Consider the following 23,008-nt stretch of genomic DNA (forward strand, 5'->3'; position numbering starts at 1 on the left):
TAAGATTAGTATAATATTACCGTATGGATAAACAAGAAAATAAAAAGAAGAAGCTTCCTCTTGGAGTGAGGCTTCTTCTGCTGCCTTTTAAACTACTGCTGGTGCTGCTTATTGTAGTGCTGGTATGGTTTACCTTCTGCTATTTTGACAGAGTAAAATCAACAGATGCACTCCCGCCTGAATATGCAGTTTATTTAAGAACCGATTCTATATGGGACACAGCAGAACCTTTGCTGGATCTTGATGCAACTCTTATTGCAATGACCAGTCCTGAATTACAGAAATACCGCGATACTTTTCTTAAAGTAAAAAGTTCCAGACTGAGAAAGAGTTTCTTTGTACGAACAGCCCTAAAAAGAAGACTTGATGCCGCAGTATACGACGGTAGTGCAATTGGTATTCTTGATGCGGGGGTTCTGTCTGGTGCAGTAAGAATTGTGCCTTATGCTATTCCGCGTATTAAAAAACTTTCTGGATTGCTTGAGCTTTCTTCTAATCAGTATGGAAATTACTATCAGCTGAATGAGTCAACTTTTTTTGTATTAAAAAAGAATCTGATTATTTTTTCAACCGATAAGATGCTGCTTGAAAATGCAATGACTTATTCAAACAGTAAGCTTTATTCTAAAGAAGAACTTTCTGCTATGACAGCAAAACTTAAAAATCCTCTTCGTATTTTAGCTAACGGTAAGAATCTTTTGAGATTTGTTGAAAATATGGATAGTGAAAAATCACTTGAAGATGAGAAAGAAAAGAATCCTTCAGCTTTGAAAAACTATCTTGAAGCAATAGTTCCTTATCTTTCTGAAAATGAATTTACTGAATTAACTTTTGGAATTACACAGAACGAGTTTAATTTAGGAATTTCAGTTCCAATGAATACTGAAACTGATGAAGACCATCCTGTGCTGCAGCTTTTGAAAAGGGAATCTTCTGTTCCAACCTTGCTTCCAAAATTCAGCGAGGATGTTCAGTATTATACTCTTATTTCCGCAGGAACTCTTCAGAGTCTGAAAGATGCAATCCTAAAAATACTTCCTGCAGAAAAGGATTTTTCTTCAACCTGGAATAAATCTGATTCTGTAAGTCGAATTGTATTTAATACACCTTTAGATGAACTGCTTTTCTCATGGACAGGAGATGAGTTTGCTGTCTTTGGAATAGAGGGAAAATCAGAACCTGTTTTTGCAATTAAAGTTGCAGATGAAGCAAAACGCAGTGAAATTTTTGACAGAATTTTCTCATCATACCTTCTCAATTCGAATGACAGCCTGCTTGTTGATGGTGTTCGCTTACCTTGCGTTCAGATGCCAGGTTTTGTACTCTCGGTTTTGCAGGCTTTAAATATCAATGTGCCAAAGCCGTATTATCTTATTAGAGATGGTTATCTTTATATGTCTCAGTCTCCGGAAAATCTTGTAGCAATAAATTCTGGTGCACATAATTCAAAAAGACTTACAGGAAGTACAAACTGGCAGAGAGTTTCTTCCAGTCAGACTCCATATTCAACACTTTCCCTTTATTATAACCTTGAACGCAGTGTGCCGTTCTTTGTGAAGGGTAATTCTGCAATGTCAAAGATTCTTGCTCTTTATAATTCAGGAAGATTTGATCTTCGTATAAAGGATAGTGTATTAAGCGTTCAGCTTCAGGCTTCTGCCGTTGAACTGGAATCTTCACGACATATTCCTGGTTTTCCTATTGAACTTGAGAATAAAACAAACACAACACTCGTAAAATCAAATGCTAAAAAGAGTAAACTTGTTTTCTGGCTTGAAAATGATTCTTCTGTAAATTCTCTGGACTGCGGAACATTTGCCCGTGGTAAAACAGAACTTCCAGAAGTTCAGTACATTGTTGCAGCTAGTGAAGCAACTACTAAGGCAAATAATGGAGAACTTTGGGCAGTAACAAAGAGCGGTATGGTTTATCTTCTGAATGGAAAACTGGAAAGTGTATTTGGATATCCTATTCTTTCCGGAGTTTCAATGACTTGTCCGCCTTTCGTTTATAAGGATTCTCTCGTTCTTGCCGGTAATGACGGAGTTCTGTGCTTTATTTCTCAGACAGGAGAAGTAAGTCAGTTTGAGACAGATGCAGAAGATGGAATAAAATCTGCTCCAGCTGTAAATGGAGATATTCTGGCGTTCTATGAAAAAGGATTCTTTGGTGGAATTCATATTTATAAAAATCTGGAGCCTGTAACAAAGGAAGGACCTCTTGAACTTGATGGAATTGCATATGGTTCTCCATGTCTGTTTACTGCAGGTGGAAAACAGTATACAGCAATGATTACACAGGCTGGTCAGCTTTATGTTTATGATTTCAATGGAGAGCTGCTTGATCCATTCCCGGTTGGATTAAACGGAGTATTCTATATGAATGTTGCAATGGCAGACGGATATCTCTTTGCTCTTTCTGCTGAAGGCGAATTTTATAGGGTAGGGCTGGATGGAAAGTCAATGAGAATTAAGATTCCGTATTTTACAGCAAAAACAGGCCGCATAACCGTTTGTGATTATGATGGACAAGCCGGTGAAGAAATCTTTATTTCCGGTGATGGAAACTCCCTTTATGGTTTCAACAGCCTTATGGAGATGTTACCGCATTTCCCTGTATCTGGTTATGGTAATCCTTTGTTTGTAGATTTGAATGGTGACAATAAAAATGATTGTCTTGCCATAACATTTGATAACAAAATATCAGCTTCTAATGTTCTAAAATAAGGAGTTTTTTATGAAAAAAATGCTGCTTACAGCAATCGGTCTGCTTAGTATTATTCTTTCGTTAGCTTCCTGCGCAACCTTGCAGCAGGATATCTATACTTATACAGAAGAAAATACTTATATTTTCAGCTCAATTGAAGTTTATGAAGATAAATTCATTAAGATTGATGCTAAAACTCAACTGGATGGAAAAGCTCCTCTGGAAGAAGTGACAGGCTTGCTGGCTGATATAGCAGCATATAAGAGCTCAACTAATGTTATAGAACCGTATTTGATGGCTCGTCTTCGTGCTTTTGAAGGACTCTTGTACAAACTTCAGGGCCGCAATCGTGATGCAGAAAACGCGTATAATGAAGCACGCGGACTTCAGAAGGGTGATCAGTATGTTCAATTGCTTGGTAGCAGACTTGTAAAAAATCCCGAACAAAGCCTTTCAATGATAGAATCTGTATTAAAGTATGATACAAAGAATGCAGTACTTCTGCTTGAACAGGGTAAGCTTTTATATCAGCAGAACAAGTATGATCAGGCTATTTCTGTTATTGATAATGCATTTATTCTTTTTGATGGAGATGGACTTCATAACTATAGGACTGTATATAATCCTCTCAGAAGTTATATCTGGGAGCTTTATTCTGCCTATGGAAGTGATCCGGATGTAAATTCTAAGCAGAATTTGGAATCATTGCAGGGAAATCTTACTCTTGATGATCTGGTAAACCTTACAGTTGAAAATACCAGCCTGCTTGCTAATTATCAGGCAGCAAATACAAAGAAAAATCAGAAACAGAAAACACAGGCTTTGATTTCTACTCTAGAGAAGGGCGGTTATTTTTCTGCCGCTTCAGATCAGCAGAATGCAGAAGGTACATCTTCATATCTTATGACAGCAGATGAAATCAATCGCAAGATGGCTGCCCGCTTTATCTGGAATGCTTATGTACGTAGAAGCGGAAATTTGAAGATGCTTTACCGCTATTCAGAAAAATATAAGAAATCAGGCAGAACAAAGAGTCCTGTTTTGGATATTTCTGTAGATGATGATGATTTTGATGCTGTACTTGGTGTAATCGAAAGTGAATTTATGGAACTTCCGGATGGACGAAACTTTAAACCGGATGAAATCGTTACAAAACTTCAGTTTATTAACTGGGTAAAAAAGGCAGACAGATAAAAAAATAAAATAAAATGTGAAAAATTCACAAAATTTTCTTATTTTTGGATGTTTTTTTGCTGCAAAAATTTGACATAAAATCAACAATTTGCTATATTATAAACAGCTTGTAAATAAGCTGATAAACTCTCTCCGATGTCCAGCAACGCTGGACGGCAAGGTTCCCTTCTAGTGTTACTGTCTGGGAACCTTGTTTTTTTTAACCACTGAAATTAAATAAAAACTGCCGGATAATGACATTACCCGGCAGCAAAGGTATAACAAATATAATAGGTAATTAGCCTGCGAGACCAGTTACTGTATTGTTCTTAAGAATTACTTTGTAAGCATAGCTGTAAAGGATTTCAGCTACGTCGCGGAGTGGTTTACGAACACTCAGTCCCATGTTCTGTGCAAAGCGAATTGCTGCTTTTGAAGCTGCAGGATTCCAGAGTTTTGCATTATCAACACTTACAAAGTCACATTTTTCAGAATCTGCAATAGCCTTAATGTGGCGGTTCATTTCTGCAATTGTCTGGTCAGCATTCTCATTATAGAGAGAAATGAGGGCAATTCTGCACTTTGAGTTTGCTGCCTTTACAGCTTCAATAAGCTGAAGATATGCGCTGTCAAATTCTGTGCTGTTTGCTTTGAACAGATTCAAATCGCTTTCACCAAGATGAATAATGATTCCTTCAGGATGCAATGGCTGAACATATGAGCAGAAAGCTTCTTTTGCATTCTTTACAGAAAGATCAGCAATACTCTTGTTCAAAATCTGAAAGTTGAAATCAAAAGCATCTGCAAGAGTTTTTACAGGGATAGAGTTATCCAGACTTCCACCGAATACGATTACCGCATTCTTTTCTGATTTTGCAAGATTATAACCATCGTAATAAAACATATATTCCTCCTGAAATGACCGCCCGGCCAATATTTTAAGCTCCGACTGGAGTTCTGATTACTTCTACGTTCTTAATGTTGTTCTCACGTTTTTTATCCAGAGCAACATTTCTGAAATAAACAACAAGGTTAGACATTACAATTGCAAGGTTCAAAAAGTAAACAGCCAGAACGTAGTTCAGCTGATGATTGATGAACTTAGCAGTAATACCTGCTACGTAGCCGGTGATTATCAAGATGATAAAGGCCAGGCTTGTACCCTTTGCGCTTCTTGCTTTGTAGGCTTTAATTACATTTAAAGGCCATGAAAATCCAAAGCAAACCAGCATTAATGCTTCAAAAAGATGTCCAATTTCCATCGAGTTCTCCTGAGGGCCGTTCGTCCGGCCGGTGATTTTTTATGTCTTCATAATATTCTGATTTTGTGAAATTACAATTTTTCGAAAGAAAGAAAAGTATTTTTTTTGTGTGATATTTTTTTTACTTTCAAAACGTTTTAGAAAGTCCTTTCTTTTGATATTATTTCTATAGAATGGAATCAAAGGTTTCAAAGCCAAAGAAAGGCCGTAGAAAAAACAGTCTCACGGATATCCGCCACGAGATTCAGCGTATCCAGCTGATTCTGATTATTCTGACTACGATTTTTATGAGTGTGGGCGGTGCGGTAATAAATGTAAACGCCAGCGATAATGCGTTCGATCAGAATCTGCAGGATACTGCGGAATTGATAACGCGGATTTATGGGTTTATGCGGGATGCGCCGCGCCGCGACCTGTGCATATGTATGGACGGAATTGCAGCGGAGCTGGCGGATGTAGACGTTATTTCCATTGTTGATACAGAAAATATCAGAGTTTATCATACAAATCACAATCTTATGGGAACTGAGTACGACGGTACTCATCCGGATTTTACCACTCATAAAAAAGGTTTTTATACAGAAAGCGATATCGGACCTTCTGGTCCACAGCGTCGTACCTATTCAGCAATTTATGATGAAAAGGGCAACTATATCGGATTTATCATGGCGATTATGCTGAAAACCTCAATCCGCTCCTTTACTTACAAAATCGTACTTTTATTTTTGAGTGTTACAGTTGCTGCGATAATCATAGAAATCGCAATATGCCGCGCCTTTTCCCGCAAACTTAAGCGGCGGCTCCTTGGTTATGAACCCGACACCTTCTCTTCAATGTTCCGCATCCGCGAAAATATTCTGGAATCTACATACGATGGAATCATTGCTGTTGACAGCGAAAACAACGTTCAGTTTTCAAATAAAGCGGCAGATAAGATGCTTGGCTGTGTTGATGATGAAAAAATCACCCATATCAAGCAGCAGGTTTTTGCAGAAAAATATCTTTCCGAGGTCTTAAAAAACGGCACCGCTGAATTTGGCATTCAGCAGGAAACAGAAAACGGTACCGCTCTTTTAATGGACTGCGTTCCCGTAATGGAAGACGGAATCCTCAGCGGTGCCGTCGCTCTTTTACATGACCGTACTGAATATACAAAACTTATGGAAGAACTTTCTGGAACCAAGTATCTTGTAGATTCAATGCGTGCCAATAACCATGATTTTACAAATAAACTGCATGTAATTCTCGGTCTTATTCAGATTGGTGAATATGACAAGGCTGTGTCATATATTGAAAATATTTCGATTATCCAGCGGGAAACTTTGAGCACTGTTATGCACGCGGTAGATAATGCCTCTTTTGCAGCTTTGCTGATTGGAAAAATTGCCCGTGCTTCAGAATGTAATGTTCGTTTTGTTCTAAAAGAGGGAATTCGCTTTAAGAGTTCTGATATTGCAGTTCCTTCTGAAGCTCTTGTAACGATTGCCGGAAATCTTATAGACAATGCTCTTGATGCAATGAATATGAAGCTTACAGACCTTAACCGTCAGCGGGAACTTGAGTTCGGCGTGTTTACAAAACCTGGTGAACTTTTAATTACAGTCCGCGACACTGGCTGCGGCATCCCGGATGAAATCCGCGACAGAATTTTTGAAAAAGGTTTTTCTACAAAGGGTACAGGCCGCGGGGTTGGTATGTATCATACAAAGCAGCTTGTTGAAAGTCTTGGCGGAACAATCAGTTTTGAATCAGAGAAAGACATTGGAACGTCTTTTATGGTATTATTAAAGGGTAATTATGTATAAGGTTCTGATTGTTGAAGACGACCCAATGGTTGCCATGATAAATGAACAGTATGTATGCCGCAATAAGAGTTTTCTGGTTCAGAAAACCTGTCGTAACGGCCAGGAAGCTCTTGAGTACCTTGAATCTCAAAATACAGAGGCAAACGGAGATTCTTCAATTGATCTTGTAATTATGGATGTTTTCATGCCACTTATGAACGGTATCGAATCCCTTAAAAAAATCCGAGAAAAGAAGCTTGATTGTGAAGTAATTATGGTGACGGCTGCAAATGATCCTTCAACACTAGAAGAAGCTATGCATCTTGGAGTTATAGATTTTCTGATTAAGCCGTTTGCCTACGAACGGTTTCAGGTTGCACTGGAAAAATATATTGCAAAAGAACTTGCCTTCCGGGACGCAAATAAAACCATTGACCAGAGTTATGTCGACAGTCTTATTTCCAGTCCTGTATCTTATCATTCTCAGAACGATGAGCTTCCAAAGGGAATTCAGAAAAAAACTCTGGATCTTATAACTGATTATCTTAAAGAAAAAAAAGGCTGGGTATCTGGAGATCAGATTTCAGAAGATGTTGGTCTTTCCTCAGTTACAGTCCGCCATTATATGAGTTATCTGACAGAAACAAAGGTTGTTAATGTAGAAATCAATTATGAAACCGGCGGCCGCCCAAGTATGCTTTATCGTAAGTCATAAGTCTTGACCCTGGTTGTTTTTGTGCTATAATCTACCTATATACAAACAAGGATAATAGATAAATGATAGTTTCTACTAAAGGCCGCTACGCTCTTCGTGTAATGATTGATCTGGCCGAACAGCATAAAAGTGAACGAGTACCTCTTAAGGAAATAGCTGAACGCCAGCAGATTTCACAGAAATATATTGAATCAATTATGACTCTTCTGTCTAAAAACGGTTTTGTTGATGCCGTTCATGGAAAGGGTGGTGGTTATAAACTTAATAAAAAGCCTGATGAATATAAGGTTGGCGACATTCTTCGTCTTACAGAAGGAAGTCTTTCTCCTGTTGCATGTCTGGAAAAAGGTGCACCGGAGTGTTCTCGTAAGGCAGAATGCAGAACCCTGCCAATGTGGACTAAGCTTGATGAACTTGTAGAGGGATATCTGGATAGTGTTTCTCTCGCAGATTTGATGCGATAGCTTATAATTCTTCTAAGGTATCTTTGGGAATTTCAATAGTAGCAATGGTTTCTGTATCTGTCGTCTGGAACTGAAGATGATCAGAAGCCAATCCTAACTTTTTCAACATAATCAAAACGGTTATAATTCCAAGGCCAGAGCCCTCTGTCTGATCAATATCATTGATGGCATCGGCCATGGTATTATAAACCTTTGTCTTTTCAATCTTTTCTTTGATTCGTTTATATTCAGATTCAGTAATTTTAGTATTATTCGAAACAGTAATTGAAATTACATCATCAGCTGAAAGCAGAAGGTGAACCTCAAGCTTTCCGGCTTCAAGTTCAGTTTCATAATGCAAAGCGTTTTCATCGAGAGTTTCCTTAAACTCCTTCATTCCATGCTTATAATCATTTTCATCATTGATGTTCAGACTATGCTCTTTGAAGTAAATGCGCTTTGCATTAGCTTTGCTGGCATTGTCGAGAAGTTCAAATAGACAATAAGAAAGATAGTTAAACAGATATTCCTGATTGCATTCCTGTAAGAATACTTTAAGAATCTTGAGAAAACGATCTTTCTGCTCTGGTGTAAGTGTATAGCAGAAGAAATCAACTGGTTTTCGTGATTGAACTGCGGCCTTTATGCTTTCAATATCTGCTTCACTTATAACTTTATTATCTACTTTCATAACTTTAACCTGTGGTAATTTTAACTATATTATAACTCTAATTTATAAAAGTTCAACTAAAAAATAACCATGGTTATTTTTAAATTACGACGAAAAAGCTGAAGAAACCTCTTTCAGAAGGTCAATAATCTTAAGTCCCTGTGGGCAATGACCCTGACAGTTACCGCATTCAACACATTCTGCAGGATTTCCAGTCTTCTTTAACTCCTCGTTGTAATGCCATTTGAACGATGCAATGCCATAGCGCTTGCTTTCGTTGTAAAGTTCAAACATACGTGGAATGTTAATCTTCATAGGACAGCCACCGTTTGTTTCATCAACACAATAGCGGCAGGCTGTACAAGGAATTGCAATTGTAGATTTAATAAGTTCAGTTGCTTTCTTTACACATTCCTGTTCTTCTGCATTGAGTGGAACAAAATCCTTCATGTAACTCATGTTGTCTTTGAGCTGTTCCATATTGCTCATACCACTGAGAACTACAAGAATATTGTCCATGCTTGCACAGTAACGTACAGCCCAGCTTGCTACACTTGCATCTGGATTGTAGTCAGTAAATTTTTTTTTAGCATCCGGCATGATGTTTGCAAGACTACCGCCCTTAATTGGTTCCATAATAGATACAGGAATACCATAGCGCTTACAGATTTCGTAACATTTACGACTCTGAACATTGTCGCTTTCCCAGTCAATATAGTTAATCTGGAGCTGAACAAGTTCAACCTCAGGATGTTTGCTGAGCATCATCTCAAGAGCATCAGCAGAGTCGTGGAAACTGAAGCCAGGGTGCTTAATTTTTCCTTCTGCCTTCATTTTCTGCATCCATTCAAAAGCTCCGAGTTTTTCTGCTGTTGCAAAAACATCTCTGTTCAGGGCATGGAGGAAATAATAATCAAAATATTCAACTCCGCATTTTTTGAGCTGTTCATCAAAAGTCTTCTGAAGCTCTGCAGGATCTTTCATATTCCATAAAGGCATTTTGCTTGTAACCTGAAACTGTTCACGTGGATATCGTTTTGCAACAAGCTCACCGAAAACGCGTTCAGAAAAGCCACCGTGATATACCCAGGCTGTATCAAAATAGGTAAATCCTTCTGCCATGTATGCATCAATCATCTCTCGTGTTTTTTCAAGATCAATGTTTCCCCAGGTTTTATCTTCTGTGTAAGGAAGTCTCATCAATCCAAATCCAAGTTTCTTCATATGGGTTTTATCCTCCTGGAAAAAAATGTAAACATTTAAGCAATGTATGCCTTGATGTGGCCGTATACCATGTTTTTTTCCTTATTTATAAAAAGTATAAACTATAAATGAGGATTCCGATTGTAAAAAACGTGATGTAAATTGTAAAAATATTATCGAAATCTTCAGAGAGCCCCTGTGTAAATATAAAGGAATTTTCTTTGTCAATTTGAATTTCTTCTGTTACAATATAAAGAAGGAAATTGTTTATAATGAAAAATTGTTCTCTTTTGCGATTCAAGCCGCAACTTTTTTTGCTTGTTTTTTGTTTTCTTTTTTTGTTTTCTTCCTGCAAGGGTAAATCTGAGCCTCCAAGAATCTATCTTGATGATGCTTTTTACTGGGCACTTTCTGATGTTGACAGCACAATAGATGATGCTATAAATCTGGATTATAAACATCTCGATAATATGGGCTACAAAAATCTTATGGATCTTGTTGGCCGTGATGGTGAATTTATCTGGCTGAAAGCAGATTTTGAACTTATTCCAGAACTTAAGAATGATGACCTTTCTATGGTCATTCCATATCTTCACTTTGCCGATGAACTTTATCTTAATGGCTTATATATAGATGATTATGGAGTTATGGAGGCCGGCCTTTCTAATCCTATGATTCAGGAAGCCGGCTATGTAGCAAATCTTTTTGATTTTCCTGAACTTTATCTGAAGCAGGATGGAATCAACACAATTTATATCAAAGTATTCTGTCTTGGACATGCAACAATAACAGACGGTGTATTTATCGGTTTAAGACAGGATGGCTGGCGAACTTCAGATAATATGACATTCTGGAGATCCAGATTCTATATGTTCTTTGAAGGAATGATGATTCTTTGCGGTGTATTCTTCTTTATGCTTTACTTCATGTTTGATAAGAATGTAAGCTACCGCCGTTTTGGAATTTTGAACTTCCTTACTGCATTGTTCTTCTCAATCTTCTTTATTACAGATATTCCATGGGCAGGTTTTCATGGAGGTATTCCATTCTTAATTTACGTTAAATTTGCTAAGAGTATCTGTTTCTTTGCAATTGAATTTGTTTTATCTATGTTTATCTGCAGCTTTATAGAATATAAGTTGTCGAAATTTGGAACTGCGATTCAGTATCTTTCATTCTTAATCAGTACAACAATGGTACTGCTGTCTCCAGATTATGTATGGCTGTTTTCTAAGACTCTGGTAATGATTCCAATTTCATGCTTTGGATTGCTTTGTTCTATAGCTTATACAATCATAAGTCTGAAAAATCTTAAAGTTCAAACAAAGGCCCGTTTTGTACTTATTGCAATGGGTGTTTTGTTCTCGATAATGGGTGTTGATATCATCATAAAAGGTGCTTTCCGAAATATCAAAATGCCGTTCATTTCCATTTTTGGATTGACTGCTGTGATTATTGTATTCTTCGTTTATTTCTGTCGTGATTACAGTAAGATTGCCCGCCGCCTTGAGTATCTGAATAAAGGGCTTGAAGATGAAATTAAACTTCAGACAGAAAAACTTACTACAGCAAATAAAAGCCTTCAGCATGACCGTGAGATTTCCCTCAAAGATATGAAAATGGCTGCGATTGTTCAGAAAAAGTTCTTCCATGCGCCTGAGCATTCGCTTAAAAACTGGGATTTTGCAGTTCGTTATGAACCTCTTTCAATCGTTTCTGGAGATCTCTTTAATTTCTATCACGAAGAAGATCTCTTAAATGGTATTTCACTTTTTGATGCTTCTGGACATGGTGTTGCTGCGAGTCTTGTGACAATGCTTGCTGAAAATATCATTCAGCAGACTTATTGTGAAACCCTTGAGAGTGGAGAACGGGTTGCAGATGCCCTCAAGCTTATCAACGAACGATTTATTGAAGCTAAGGGTGAAATTGAAAACTACCTTACAGGTATTCTGTTAAGTACAAAAGAAAATTCAGATGGCAGCTGTACTATGGTTATGTCAAATGCGGGGCACCCGTATCCTCTGTATTACAATGCTAAAGAAAAGGTGGTTGAAGAGCTGCTTCCTTCTGCCGATATGCCGTATACAGGACCTGTCGGATTAAGCGGACTTGGCGTAGAATTCTCTGAAATGGAATTTACAATGCAAAGCGGAGATATTCTGTTCCTTTTTACTGATGGTATTACAGAAATGCTGAATGACAAGAAACTTGATTTTGGAATTGATCCTATTAAGGCTATTATTGAAAAATATAACTCTGAAAGTGCAGAACAGATTATTTCCAGAATTATGGATCGTATGGAAGAGTTTATAGCAGACACACCTCGTGTAGATGATGTGTCTGTTATAATTCTTAAACGAGCTTAAGCGTTCTTTTTCTGCTTAGCGAATGTCTGTACGCCTTCGATAACGAGGATAACAGCGAGCACTGCCATAGCAAGAGCGAAGAGCAGCTGGAACCAGTTACCCCAGAAGAATGCATTTGGAGCACCAGCACACATAGCTTTTACCTTACCAATGATTGTAAGAACAAGCTGTGTAAGTGTTGCTGCAAGCATGAATACCATTGGGATGAAGAACATCTTGTTGTTCTTTCCAGCCTGACCAAGCCATGCTGCAACTGCCATCAAAGCAATACCTGCGAGGAGCTGGTTAGCAGCACCAAAGAGACCCCAGATTGCTGAAAGCTTGAGACCACCAAGGATACAACCAATAACAACCATAAGACATGTACCGAACAATGGGTTAGCAAGAAGTTTGCGGATTCCCTTAGCGTCTTTCCATGTTGCTTCTCCGTCCTTAAGGAACAATTCAGAGAACATGAAGCGGCTGAGACGTGTACCAGTATCAAGAGAAGTAAGAGCGAATACAGAAACTGCAAGTGTAAGAAGAGCATAGATTGTATTGTAAGCGCTTGAACCTTCTTTTCCGAACAATGTAGCAAGACCAGCACCGAATGCTGCAGATGGAGAACCGAATCCGTTAGCCTTGTACTTGTCGAATACCATACCAACAGCAATCAAAGAAATGATACCAAGGGCAGATTCAATAAGCATTGAACCATAACCGATAGCCTTTGCGTTCTTTTCGCTGTCGAGCTGCTTAGAAGAAGTACCTGTAGAAATCAATGAGTGGAATCCTGAACATGCACCACAAGCAACTGTAATGAAGAGTGCAGGGAACATAGTACCAATATTTGTCTTCCATCCTGTGAAAGCAGGAATTGTGAATGTAGCACTTCCTGTGATTGGTGATGCAACAATTCCAACAAATGCAAGAGCAATCATTGCATAAAGGAGGAATGATGAAAGGTAATCACGTGGCTGGAGGAGAATCCAAACAGGAACAAGAGAAGCAACTGCAATATAAATACCAATAAATACAATCCATGCAGTACGGCTCATAGCAAAACCAACGTTCAATCCAAGAATAGTAATGAGAACGATTCCAACAAGTCCGATGATTGTAGCTGGAAGAGTCTTAAGACCGCATTTATTTGTAAGGATACCGTAAACAATAGCAAGTACAATGAAGCACAAAGAAATCATAGCTGTTGTCTGGTTTCCGTTAGGATTTGTTACAAATCCGAATGAACCGGCTGCAGAGAAGAAAGTTCCTGCAACAACGTTTACGAAAGAAGCAATTACAAGGATAAGTACGAGCAGGGCAAAAATGATGAAAAGTTTCTTTGCTTTAGAACCCATTGAAGACTTAATGATTTCTCCAACAGATTTTCCATCGTGACGAAGTGAAGCAAAAAGTGAACCAAAGTCCTGAAGACCGCCGAAGAAAATACCTCCGACTACACACCAAAGGAATACTGGAACCCATCCGAAAACAGCTGCCTGAATAGGGCCGTTAATTGGACCTGCACCTGCAATAGATGAGAAGTGATGTCCCATCAAAACGGCAGGTTTAGCCGGAACGTAGTCTACACCGTCATTCATTTCATTTGCCGGTGTCTTTCTTGTAGGGTCGATTCCCCACTGTTTTGCAAGCCAAGAACCATAGAAAATATAGCCGGCCAGAAGCAAAACGATTGCAGCAATAATAATTAATAATGCTGTCATTTGAACTTACCTCCTCGTAAATTCGCATAAGTTTTTATAATATAAAAAAAATCTTCGTCGGGAGAGAGTCACGACGGACTTTTTATATTCTTGTTAATGAGCTTTGCATAATCCTTGCCCTGACGATTTGTGTAAATTGTCATATCCGTAGTGTTGCATACGGCAAGCTTAAAATGGCTCCAGCCGTGAAAACTGAATTTATAGGATTTATAAAGCTTTGTTTTTTTGATTGTGATTGCAGTTTCAGGAGAAATCGATTTCGTAAAAATCAAAAGGGTAACATCTGAATTGCGATGTCCGTTATATGGATGAACTTTTGCAAGTCCCGCATTCCAGGCAGTATTTACGAGTTCTTCGAGCTTTTCAGAGGTTAGTTCATCAGGAGAAGCAAAGTAAACGAATTCGTTGGAATCTATGTCAGCAATATGTGCTGAACGTACAAGAAAATACTGTTCATTATGAGAACGGAATTCTGCTTCGGAGCAGAAGGGAGGGGTTATATCTTCGTTTTTTACTGTATAATACCGCTCAAAGGCAGGCAATAACTTTTTTATGACCTCGGAAGGTTCCATCGGGTATTCCTTGTATTATAAGTATATGGCATGACTTATTAAGTGTCAATAAAGAGTTTTAGTCTGACTGAATTTTATTGAGTGGTGCTTTATTTTTTTTCCTATTTTCTTGCGGTCCAAGCGTTATTAACGGATTCAAGTTCGTAGTATTCTCGTTTGTCTGGATCGGAAATCTGAATAAGTAAGCGATATTGTGTCCAGCTCAATTGGGAACGCAGTGTGTTCCCAATTGGATAAAATCGATAAATTTGCCTGCAAAATTTTAATTGACGTACAGAAAATCCACTGCCAAATTCAACTTCAAGTTTTTCAGCAAGTGTCTTTACAAGATATGTTCCATAATCTGCACGATCTTTACCTTGCTGTTCTTCTTCAAATATACGTCTTCCAAGATTCCAGTACATTTGAACCCAGCAAAAATCAACACTTCTGACAGCGTTTGTACGTGCTGCATTAATAATTTTTCTGGCATCTTCCAGAATGTTCTTCGATTGAAAATAGTTAGATTGGTTAATAGATTTTTCCATACCATACCTCATGAGTTATTGGATTTTCAGCACCAGTCCAACCCCAGGCCTGAATTATGGTAAAGAAAAATAAAAAAAATTAAATGTAGATAGAACCGCACATACTAAAAAATACAGATAATTGTTGGATATGGTCTTCTGTGCAGCAGGCTTTACGCTTTCAATATATATAATGTTTTAGGAATAGACAATGCTTTACCCCTTAAAAATTAAAATTATTTGGTATAATATTGGAATTGATACGGAAGAATTTACGTAAATAACTTCAGTAAAGGAAATTACAAAAAATATATTGAAGAAAATGAATATTATTATTTTGATCCTTAGTTCTATAGATATTTCATTGATTTATATAAATGATTATATAAATTCTATGCTTATTGGTGAAATTATTTTTGATATTTCGGGAGGGCTTTTTTCATTTTTTGTATTAAATTTTCTATATTCAAGGAATGAAAAAGTAGTAATCATTTTGCGATATATATTACTATTTTTTTCTTTCTTTATTTTAATAGTATTAATTGTTTGTTTTATAAAAAGAGATTTTAATAGATTATCCAATAGGTTATCTCCATTTATACCTTTTACATTGGCTTATTTTGGTATTGTTATTCGGCAAAAACTTGAAGATAAATATATAATATAAATATTACCTCATTAAGTTATATTCTATTCTAGGAGTTATATTTATGAAAAATTATTTTATTTTTCTTTTATTATTAATTTCTACAAAACTATTTGCAATTGATAGTTATAAGTTGAATGTTAATGGTTTTGAAACTAATTATTATTATTTAAGAAATGATATTCCATTTATGGAACAGCCAGAAAAAAGTGGAAAAATTATTGGTAAACTAAATCAAGATAATGAAATATATGTGAATGAAAAAGAAAGTTTAGATGATTGGCTGTATTGCTATGTACCAAAATATGAAAAATATGGTTATTGTTCTAAGGAATATTTAAAAAGAAAAAATTCTTTTTCTAGTGTTATGTACAAATTATGTGAAAATGATAAAGAAGCAATTGATATGGTAAAAAATCATCAAGTGAATTCTTGTGAAATAGATAAAATTTTTTATTGGTTTAAAGATCAAAATGAAGAAACAATTCTTAAAATGATAAAATATGCCTATGAATGTGGTAGTTTTGAATATGGTAGTACAACACCTTTGAATGAGGCTACAATAAATAATTATAATAAGATTGTTGATTATTTATTAAGTGTGCCAGAATATAAAAAAGATATTAATTCTAAAAAATATGATCAATATGCTCCACCTTTATTTTGGGCTATATCAAATTGTAATATTGAAATTATGGAAGAATTATTACAAAACGGTGCTAACCCTAATTTTACAACAGCTGATAATAAAAACGCTTACAAAATACTTGATGATCGTATAAAAAATAATAAAATTTCAATAGAAGTTGCAAATGAATTAAAACAAATGTTATCAGATTACGGCTATCAGTTTGAAAATCCAAATAATATTAAAATTGACGATAAACTGACAGTAACAGAAAACCTTAGACTCAGAACGGTTCAAGGAGCTGGTTTAATCATAACAACAATAAAGCAAGGTTCACCTGTAAAAGTTAAATTGCTTGGAAAATATGAAGTAATTGATGGCATAAACAGTAGATGGTTTTATATTGAGGTTATGGATGGAGCTAAAGACCGGGAAGATAATTCTATAAAACAAGGTACTTCCGGCTGGTGTTATGGTGGATATTTAGAATAGAATAAACGACATTTTCATGAAAATGTTATTAATCAAGGTTCTTTGATATTTCAAAAACGCAATTCAAATAAGACATAGTTGTTTGAGACGTTATGAAAAGGTTAGCGATTGTAGTACCTAGGGAACGGCACTGCGTAGCAGGGCAAAAACAATCCTGTGGATTGTTTTTAGTGAGTCTTCGAGCAACTGTGTTGCGAAGGGCTAAGCAGTCCCGAAGCGAAGCTGAGTGGATGAGCCGCGTTAGACGGCGAAGTACGGAAAGCGCGACCGGCTGCGAAGCTGCCGGGAACCACCGGAATATGATAAATAAAAAAGCCCCTGAACTCTAAAACAAGCTCAGGGGCGAAGTGTCATATTATTGTTTTATGCCTGAAGTGCAGTAACTGCAACTGTAGGTCGCACGCTTGCGCGTGCTTACCGAGTTTGCTACGCAAACTCGCTTTAGGCCTGCAATGCTGTAACTGCCACCGTTGCAATTACGTCTTCTACAGAACAGCCGCGGCTCAAGTCGTTGAGAGGCTTTGCGAAGCCCTGGCAGATAGGACCAATTGCCATCCAGCCGCCCATGCGCTCACAGATCTTGTAACCGATGTTACCAGCGTTGATGTTAGGGAAGATGAATGTGTTAGCGTGTCCTGCAACCTTGCTTCCTGGAGCTTTGAGTTCTCCAACTTTTGGAGCAACTGCAGCGTCGAACTGGAATTCACCGTCCAATGCCAAATCAGGAGCTGCTGCTTTAGCAAGTTCTGTAGCCTTCTGTACCTTTGTAACAGTGTCGTAGAACTTAGCATCGTTTCCTGAACCCTTTGTAGAGAATGAAAGCATTGCTACACGTGGATCAATTCCTGCAATTTTCTTTGCTGTATCTGCTGAAGCAACTGCAATGTCTGCAAGTTCTTCTGCTGTTGGTTCAATGTTGATAGCGCAGTCACCGAATACTGCAACTCCCTCTGGAACGTAAGGATTTCCACCCTCTGGAGCAACCATGATAAAACATGATGAAACTGTCTTGAAACCAGGAGCTGTTTTGATAACCTGAAGACCTGGACGGAGTGTGTTAGCTGTTGAGTGACATGCGCCAGAAACAAAACCGTCTGCATCTCCAGCCTTAAGAATAAGAGCACCGTACATTGTGTGGTCCTTAAGAATTGCAGCCTTTGCTGCTGCTACATCAGCATATTCTGGAGCTCCAGTCTTTTTATTGATTTTTCCTTCACGAGCTTTGAAAAGGAGTTCTGCATATTTGTCTGCATTTGCGTCTTTTGCTGGGTCAATGATTGTAACTCCGCTCAAATCAGCATTGCATCCGCTTGCCTTAATATCCTCGTCGCTTCCAATCAAAATGATTTTTGCGATTCCGTCTTTTACGATTTTAGAAGCTGCTTCAACAACACGTTTATCTTCACCTTCGCAAAGTACGATTGTTTTGTTTGCAGCCTTAGCTTTGTTAAGTAAGTCTTCTACAAAATTCATATTATTCCTCTGAAACTTAGAATATACCTTAGCGAATGAATTTTCAACCGTTTAAAAAACAAAAAGCCGGTGCTTAACCGGCCTGTAATGTGCTCTCAGTCGACTAAGGACTGGCACTATAAATGTCCCAGCAGTAAGCCGCTGGCGCTTTAAGAATGTCTACGTATTATACAACCTCGACCAGGTGTTCTATCTTTGTCGGAAATTGCATATTGCCTCCCATTCAAGCAGCCGGGGTGCGTCCTCATCTCGCTCTTGGCTACAACTTTATGATAGCACAGCTTTTATATATTGCAAGAAAAAAAAGTGCTTTTTGAAGAAAAATCTCATTGTTGAATTAAACGACTTTCTATAGTAAAATATTATATTCATTTTTACACATTTGGGGGTTCTTACTATGGATGAGATACTTGATTTGCTGCGTCAGAATGCACGTCTTTCGGTTGAAGACATTGCTGCTATGACAAAGAAGACTACGGACGAGGTTAAGCAGATTATTAAAAAGCTTGAAGACGACGGAGTTATTCTCAAGTATGCCGCCATTGTGAACCCGGAAAAAGATAAAGTCGCGAAGGATAAGGTTGTCGCGGAAATTCAGATTCAGGTACAGCCACAGCGTGAGCATGGCTTTGATGCTATTGCGGACAGAATTTACCGCTTTCCACAGGTTAAATCGCTTTATTTGATGAGCGGCGGTTATGACCTTAAGGTTTTGATTGAGGGTGACAATCTTAAAGATGTTGCACTGTTTGTAAGTGAAAAACTTTCTACTCTGGAAGGTGTTCGTTCTACTAAGACTAACTTTGTTTTGAAGACATATAAAGAAAACGACATTGTTTACGTTGAGGACGAACGCGACAGAAGAGAGACTGTTCAGTCGTAAGACATAACGTCATTGCGAGGAGTGAAACGACGAAGCAATCTTCTTAGAATGGATTGCTTCACTACGTTCGCAATGACGGGGATTTTTTTTGGAGACTAATTTGAATACACGAACTGATAAATTTTCCAGCAAGATGATGGAAATTCCACCTTCTGGAATCCGTAAATTTTTTGAACTTTGTATCGGGCATGATGATATTATTTCGCTGGGTGTTGGCGAGCCTGATTTTCCGACTCCCTGGATTATGCGTGAAGAGGCTTTTTACCACCTGGAAAAGGGCCACACTTCTTATACTTCTAACTGGGGTTTGATTGAGTTGCGTGAGGAAATTGCTAAGTACCTCGAACGCTATAAGCTTTACTACGATCCTAAAACTGAGATTCTGCCGACTATTGGTGCGAGTGAAGGTCTGGACCTTGTGCTCCGTTCTATTTTGAATCCTGGCGATGAAATTATTGTCTGCGAGCCTTGTTATGTTTCTTACCAGCCACTGGCTGCTCTTTGTGATGCTAAGGTTATTCATCTTGATACAAGTGTGAACGGCTTTTATCCTACTGCTGAACAGATTGAAGCTGCCTGCACTGAAAAGACTAAGGCTGTTATGTTCTGTTCGCCAAGTAATCCGACCGGTCGTATTATTCCGGCAGAAGAACTTGAAAAGATTGCAGAAGTTGTAAAGAAACATCAGATCTGGTGTTTGAGCGATGAGATTTACTGCGAGCTTTTATACGATGGACGCAAGCATGTTTCTATCGGCGAGTTCCCTGGAATGAAGGACTACGCCATCATTTTCAACGGTTTTTCTAAGTCTTTTGCTATGACTGGCTGGCGTATCGGTTATATTGCCGCTCCTCATGACTTACTTGTACAGTGCTGTAAGCTTCATGCTTATAGTTCTATCTGTCCACCGATTTTCAGTCAGTATGCTGCTGCAGAAGGTTTGCGTCACGGCTGGGATGAGGTTGAAAAAATGCGCGTAAGCTATCAGCAGCGTCGTAATATCATGCATAAAGCATTTATTGATATGGGACTCCCTTGTGTTGAACCTGAAGGTGCTTTCTATATGTTCCCTGATATCCGTCCTACAGGTATGACTTCTGAGGAATTTGCCACCGAAGCAATTTCAAAGTACAATGTAGCTGTAGTACCAGGAACTTGTTTTGGTGACGGCGGTGAAGGATTTATCCGCTGCTGTTATGCTACTGATATCAATAAGATAAAAATTGCTATGGAACGGCTTGCCTGTCTTGTAAAGGAAAAAACTGGCAAATAAAAAATATATAAAGGAAAGAGTGGATGATTATATCAATCTTAATAGCGGTAATAGTAGCGCTTCTTCTTATTGCGATTATTGTTGGTATTAAAAGCATTAAGCGTAAGGAAGAGAAGAAAGATGTATCTGTAAAAATCCAGAAGAAAGGAAAATCTGCGATTCTGAAGGAGGCTGAAAAGAAGCTTGCTCATGATCCGCACAATATTCCTTCGCTGGAAACTATTGGTGATATTTATTATGGCGAAAAGGATTGGGAAAAGGTCTGGAATATCTATAAGACTTTATATGATATTTCAACTGCTCATCCTGAGATTGATATAATCAAATGTGCTCTCCGTATGGGTATTGCAGCGTATGGACTTGGAAAAAATGAAGACGCTGTAAGTGCCCTCATGCTTTGTATAAAGAAAGATCCTAACAATTTTGACTGTAATCTGTTCCTTGGTAAAGCGCTTATGAAAGCTAATACCTTTGATAAGGCAGTTTACTGTTTTAAAAAGTGTAAGGTCATTCAGCCCGAAAATAATGAAGTAAATATGCTTCTGGGAACAGCTTTGTATAAGGCTCAGAAGTATAGAGACTGTCTTCCATTCCTTAAACGCGTTCTGGATGAAAATCCTGGAAATAAAGAAGTGCTTTTTGATATGGCTGTTGCTATGACTGAATGCGGAATGGGTGATAAGGCGCTTAAGGTATTTATGCATCTTAGACCTGATCCTGAATATGGTCCACAGGCTTGTCTTGAAGCGGGTAAAATGCATGAACGTGTTAAGGATTTTGCTTCTGCTGTAAAAGATTATGAAATCTCAATGAGACTTCCTTCTGTTCCTGAGCAGATTATGCTTCAGATTAAATATCGTCTTGCAAATACTTATATTGCTATGAATGATATTTCGAAGGCGCTTACTCTTTTACGTCAGATTCAGGCTGCAAAGCCTCAATATAAGGATGTTGATGCTCTTGTTGCTCGTTATGCGGAGCTTAATCAGAATAAGAATCTGCAGACTTATCTGATGTCGGGTACCAGTGACTTTGTTGCTTTGTGCCGTAAGTTTATTGCGACTTATTATAAAGATTCCTTTGTTAAGGTTGAGGACGTTCAGGTTGCTTCTGAAAGTGTAGAAATTATCTGTGAGGTTGAAACTCCTAAATGGGAAGCTAAGCAGATGTTCCGTTTCTACAGAACTCAAAATGTAATTGGTGATATTAACGTGCGTGACTTCCATAGCAAACTCCGTGATACTAAGTGTGATAACGGTGTTTGTATTTCTATTGGAGGATTCTCAGACAGCGCACACAAATATATTGACGGCCGTCCTGTAGACTTAATTGAAAAGGATGAGCTTGTTAAGATTCTCAAGAGAATCAATATGTTCTCGTAGTTTATGAATATTTGTTTATTTTCAAATGACGAAATCTCTAAGCCTCTGTCTCGCAAAGATGAAAGGGCAGAGCATATAATCAAAGTTCTCCACAAAAAAGCCGGTGATACTTTTACTGCCGGTATTATTGGCGGGGAAAGTGGTGTTGCGCGGATAACCGCAATTGATGACGATGGCATTTCTTTTGAATTCACCGCGGGCGGTAACGGCAAACCACTTGCTCCTTTTGATATGATAATTGGTTTTCCGCGTCCTATTCAACTTAAACGACTTCTTCGCGATATTGCGGCTCTGGGAGTAGGGCGTGTGTATCTTACCGGAACTGATCTTGGCGAAAAATCTTATATGCAGAGTACTCTTGTAGAACGGGGCGCGGCTTATAAGATGCTTCTTGATGGAACTGTTCAGGCGGGAAGTACTCATGTACCGGAATTGTTTTTGTTTAAGACTCTGGATGAATGTCTGAACTCTATTGAAGGAGAACTTAAAACTTCTTCTGACAAAACTGCCCGTTTTGCTCTTGATAATGTGAATCCTGCCTGTAGTTTGAATAAGGCTTTGGGTGAGGCTCAGTCGGTTAAGCGTGTGATTGCTGCTATAGGAAGTGAGCGTGGCTGGACTGACAGGGAACGCCGCTTGCTTGAGTCAACTGGCTATGTTCGCTGTGGAATGGGTGAACGTATTATGCGTACAGAGACTGCGGCTACTGTGGCAGGTGCGATTATACTGTCGGGTCTTGGGATTATTTAGACATATTTTTCTTCTCATCAATAGTTGCGAGAATTTTATCCATTGATTTTATAAGCTCAGAAATTGTCTTGAAGTTTTCCTTGAGGTTTAACTGATAGAAAATCTGAGTGCCGATTTTTAAAGGCACAATGAGTCCTGCTTCCTTTAATACCTTAAGATGGTGTGAAATTGCGGGGCGGGAAAGCTTTGATTTTGCTGAGAGGTTAGAAACGTTGATGCCATCAGAGCCTGCTTCAGCAATGTCCATAATCAGCTGCTGGCGGTATTCATCACTCATAGCAATGAAAAACGGAACGCATGCGTTGAATGTTTTCAGTGTTTTTTTGATTTCAGCCTTATCTATCACAATTTACCCCTTTTAATAAGAATAAAACG

General features: G+C 38.1%; 21 protein-coding genes. 12 read left to right on the top strand and 9 right to left on the bottom strand.

Annotated features, from left to right (window positions below; translation table 11 throughout):
• Window positions 1–23: 23 nt before the first annotated feature.
• Window positions 24–2,726, top strand: a complete 2,703-nt coding sequence (locus AABJ44_RS03075; protein WP_338370395.1) for a hypothetical protein — start codon at window positions 24–26, stop codon at window positions 2,724–2,726.
• Window positions 2,727–2,736: 10 nt separating this feature from the next.
• On the top strand, window positions 2,737–3,900 hold the full coding sequence (locus tag AABJ44_RS03080; protein ID WP_338370396.1) for a tetratricopeptide repeat protein: 1,164 nt from the start codon (window positions 2,737–2,739) through the stop codon (window positions 3,898–3,900).
• A gap of 277 nt (window positions 3,901–4,177) precedes the next feature.
• Here AABJ44_RS03080 and AABJ44_RS03085 read toward each other — a convergent pair whose 3' ends face one another.
• Together AABJ44_RS03085 and AABJ44_RS03090 are read right to left on the bottom strand one after the other, a co-directional pair.
• On the bottom strand, window positions 4,178–4,783 hold the full coding sequence (locus tag AABJ44_RS03085) for an SGNH/GDSL hydrolase family protein (RefSeq protein WP_338370397.1): 606 nt from the start codon (window positions 4,781–4,783) through the stop codon (window positions 4,178–4,180).
• Window positions 4,784–4,817: 34 nt separating this feature from the next.
• Window positions 4,818–5,141, bottom strand: a complete 324-nt coding sequence (locus AABJ44_RS03090; RefSeq protein ID WP_074641059.1) for a PQ-loop domain-containing transporter — start codon at window positions 5,139–5,141, stop codon at window positions 4,818–4,820.
• A gap of 173 nt (window positions 5,142–5,314) precedes the next feature.
• Here AABJ44_RS03090 and AABJ44_RS03095 point away from each other — a divergent pair, with 173 nt between their 5' ends.
• From AABJ44_RS03095 to AABJ44_RS03105, 3 genes are all read left to right on the top strand, one after another.
• Window positions 5,315–6,946, top strand: coding sequence for a sensor histidine kinase (locus tag AABJ44_RS03095; RefSeq protein WP_338370399.1), 1,632 nt, complete (start codon window positions 5,315–5,317; stop codon window positions 6,944–6,946).
• The gene (locus AABJ44_RS03100) at window positions 6,939–7,640 is read left to right on the top strand and encodes a response regulator (RefSeq protein WP_338370400.1); all 702 of its coding nucleotides are present in this window, start codon (window positions 6,939–6,941) and stop codon (window positions 7,638–7,640) included. Before AABJ44_RS03095 ends, AABJ44_RS03100 begins: the two co-directional genes overlap by 8 nt.
• Before the next feature lie 62 nt (window positions 7,641–7,702).
• On the top strand, window positions 7,703–8,104 hold the full coding sequence (locus AABJ44_RS03105; RefSeq protein WP_074641053.1) for an RrF2 family transcriptional regulator: 402 nt from the start codon (window positions 7,703–7,705) through the stop codon (window positions 8,102–8,104).
• A gap of 1 nt (window position 8,105) precedes the next feature.
• Here AABJ44_RS03105 and AABJ44_RS03110 read toward each other — a convergent pair whose 3' ends face one another.
• Window positions 8,106–8,774 carry a hypothetical protein gene (locus AABJ44_RS03110; protein WP_074641051.1) on the bottom strand — a complete coding sequence of 223 codons (669 nt, stop codon included), beginning with the start codon at window positions 8,772–8,774 and terminating at the stop codon, window positions 8,106–8,108.
• An 84-nt stretch (window positions 8,775–8,858) separates the two neighbouring features.
• Complete coding sequence (locus AABJ44_RS03115; RefSeq protein ID WP_338370401.1) at window positions 8,859–9,977, bottom strand: aldo/keto reductase; 1,119 nt, start codon at window positions 9,975–9,977, stop codon at window positions 8,859–8,861.
• Window positions 9,978–10,228: 251 nt separating this feature from the next.
• Here AABJ44_RS03115 and AABJ44_RS03120 point away from each other — a divergent pair, with 251 nt between their 5' ends.
• Window positions 10,229–12,325, top strand: a complete 2,097-nt coding sequence (locus AABJ44_RS03120; RefSeq protein ID WP_338370403.1) for a SpoIIE family protein phosphatase — start codon at window positions 10,229–10,231, stop codon at window positions 12,323–12,325.
• Here AABJ44_RS03120 and AABJ44_RS03125 read toward each other — a convergent pair.
• The 3 genes from AABJ44_RS03125 to AABJ44_RS03135 all read right to left on the bottom strand — a co-directional run bounded on the left by AABJ44_RS03125 (window position 12,322) and on the right by AABJ44_RS03135 (window position 15,127).
• Window positions 12,322–14,028 (bottom strand): carbon starvation CstA family protein, encoded by a 1,707-nt coding sequence (locus AABJ44_RS03125; RefSeq protein WP_338370404.1) that lies wholly within the window; start codon window positions 14,026–14,028, stop codon window positions 12,322–12,324. The two genes, AABJ44_RS03120 and AABJ44_RS03125, sit on opposite strands and share 4 nt — an antisense overlap.
• Window positions 14,029–14,096: 68 nt before the next feature.
• On the bottom strand, window positions 14,097–14,600 hold the full coding sequence (locus AABJ44_RS03130; protein WP_338370405.1) for a DUF8052 family protein: 504 nt from the start codon (window positions 14,598–14,600) through the stop codon (window positions 14,097–14,099).
• 101 nt (window positions 14,601–14,701) lie between these two features.
• Window positions 14,702–15,127 (bottom strand): DUF1016 N-terminal domain-containing protein, encoded by a 426-nt coding sequence (locus tag AABJ44_RS03135; RefSeq protein WP_338370406.1) that lies wholly within the window; start codon window positions 15,125–15,127, stop codon window positions 14,702–14,704.
• 301 nt (window positions 15,128–15,428) lie between these two features.
• Here AABJ44_RS03135 and AABJ44_RS03140 point away from each other — a divergent pair, with 301 nt between their 5' ends.
• Entirely contained in the window at window positions 15,429–15,773 is a 345-nt protein-coding gene (locus AABJ44_RS03140; RefSeq protein ID WP_338370407.1) for a hypothetical protein, read from the top strand.
• Between the two features lie 43 nt (window positions 15,774–15,816).
• The gene (locus AABJ44_RS03145) at window positions 15,817–16,872 is read left to right on the top strand and encodes an ankyrin repeat domain-containing protein (protein WP_338370409.1); all 1,056 of its coding nucleotides are present in this window, start codon (window positions 15,817–15,819) and stop codon (window positions 16,870–16,872) included.
• Between the two features lie 441 nt (window positions 16,873–17,313).
• On the opposite strand, the gene pta is transcribed toward AABJ44_RS03145, so the two are convergent.
• Window positions 17,314–18,345: a phosphate acetyltransferase gene (pta, locus tag AABJ44_RS03150; protein ID WP_338370410.1), complete on the bottom strand. Its 1,032-nt coding sequence runs from the start codon at window positions 18,343–18,345 to the stop codon at window positions 17,314–17,316.
• Window positions 18,346–18,742: 397 nt separating this feature from the next.
• Between pta and AABJ44_RS03155 the strand changes: the two genes are divergently transcribed.
• The 4 genes from AABJ44_RS03155 to AABJ44_RS03170 all read left to right on the top strand — a co-directional run bounded on the left by AABJ44_RS03155 (window position 18,743) and on the right by AABJ44_RS03170 (window position 22,633).
• A complete protein-coding gene (locus AABJ44_RS03155; protein ID WP_074641036.1) occupies window positions 18,743–19,228 on the top strand; it encodes an Lrp/AsnC family transcriptional regulator in 486 nt (161 codons plus the stop codon).
• Window positions 19,229–19,328: 100 nt separating this feature from the next.
• Complete coding sequence (locus AABJ44_RS03160; protein ID WP_338370411.1) at window positions 19,329–20,501, top strand: pyridoxal phosphate-dependent aminotransferase; 1,173 nt, start codon at window positions 19,329–19,331, stop codon at window positions 20,499–20,501.
• A gap of 23 nt (window positions 20,502–20,524) precedes the next feature.
• Entirely contained in the window at window positions 20,525–21,883 is a 1,359-nt protein-coding gene (locus AABJ44_RS03165) for a tetratricopeptide repeat protein (RefSeq protein ID WP_083379665.1), read from the top strand.
• A 3-nt stretch (window positions 21,884–21,886) separates the two neighbouring features.
• Window positions 21,887–22,633 carry an RsmE family RNA methyltransferase gene (locus AABJ44_RS03170; RefSeq protein ID WP_338370413.1) on the top strand — a complete coding sequence of 249 codons (747 nt, stop codon included), beginning with the start codon at window positions 21,887–21,889 and terminating at the stop codon, window positions 22,631–22,633.
• On the opposite strand, the gene AABJ44_RS03175 is transcribed toward AABJ44_RS03170, so the two are convergent.
• Window positions 22,626–22,979: an ArsR/SmtB family transcription factor gene (locus AABJ44_RS03175; RefSeq protein WP_074641032.1), complete on the bottom strand. Its 354-nt coding sequence runs from the start codon at window positions 22,977–22,979 to the stop codon at window positions 22,626–22,628. The genes AABJ44_RS03170 and AABJ44_RS03175 overlap by 8 nt on opposite strands.
• Between the last annotated feature and the right edge of the window lie 29 nt (window positions 22,980–23,008).

The sequence above is a fragment of the Treponema bryantii genome (assembly GCF_036492245.1).
GTDB lineage: Bacteria > Spirochaetota > Spirochaetia > Treponematales > Treponemataceae > Treponema_D > Treponema_D bryantii_C.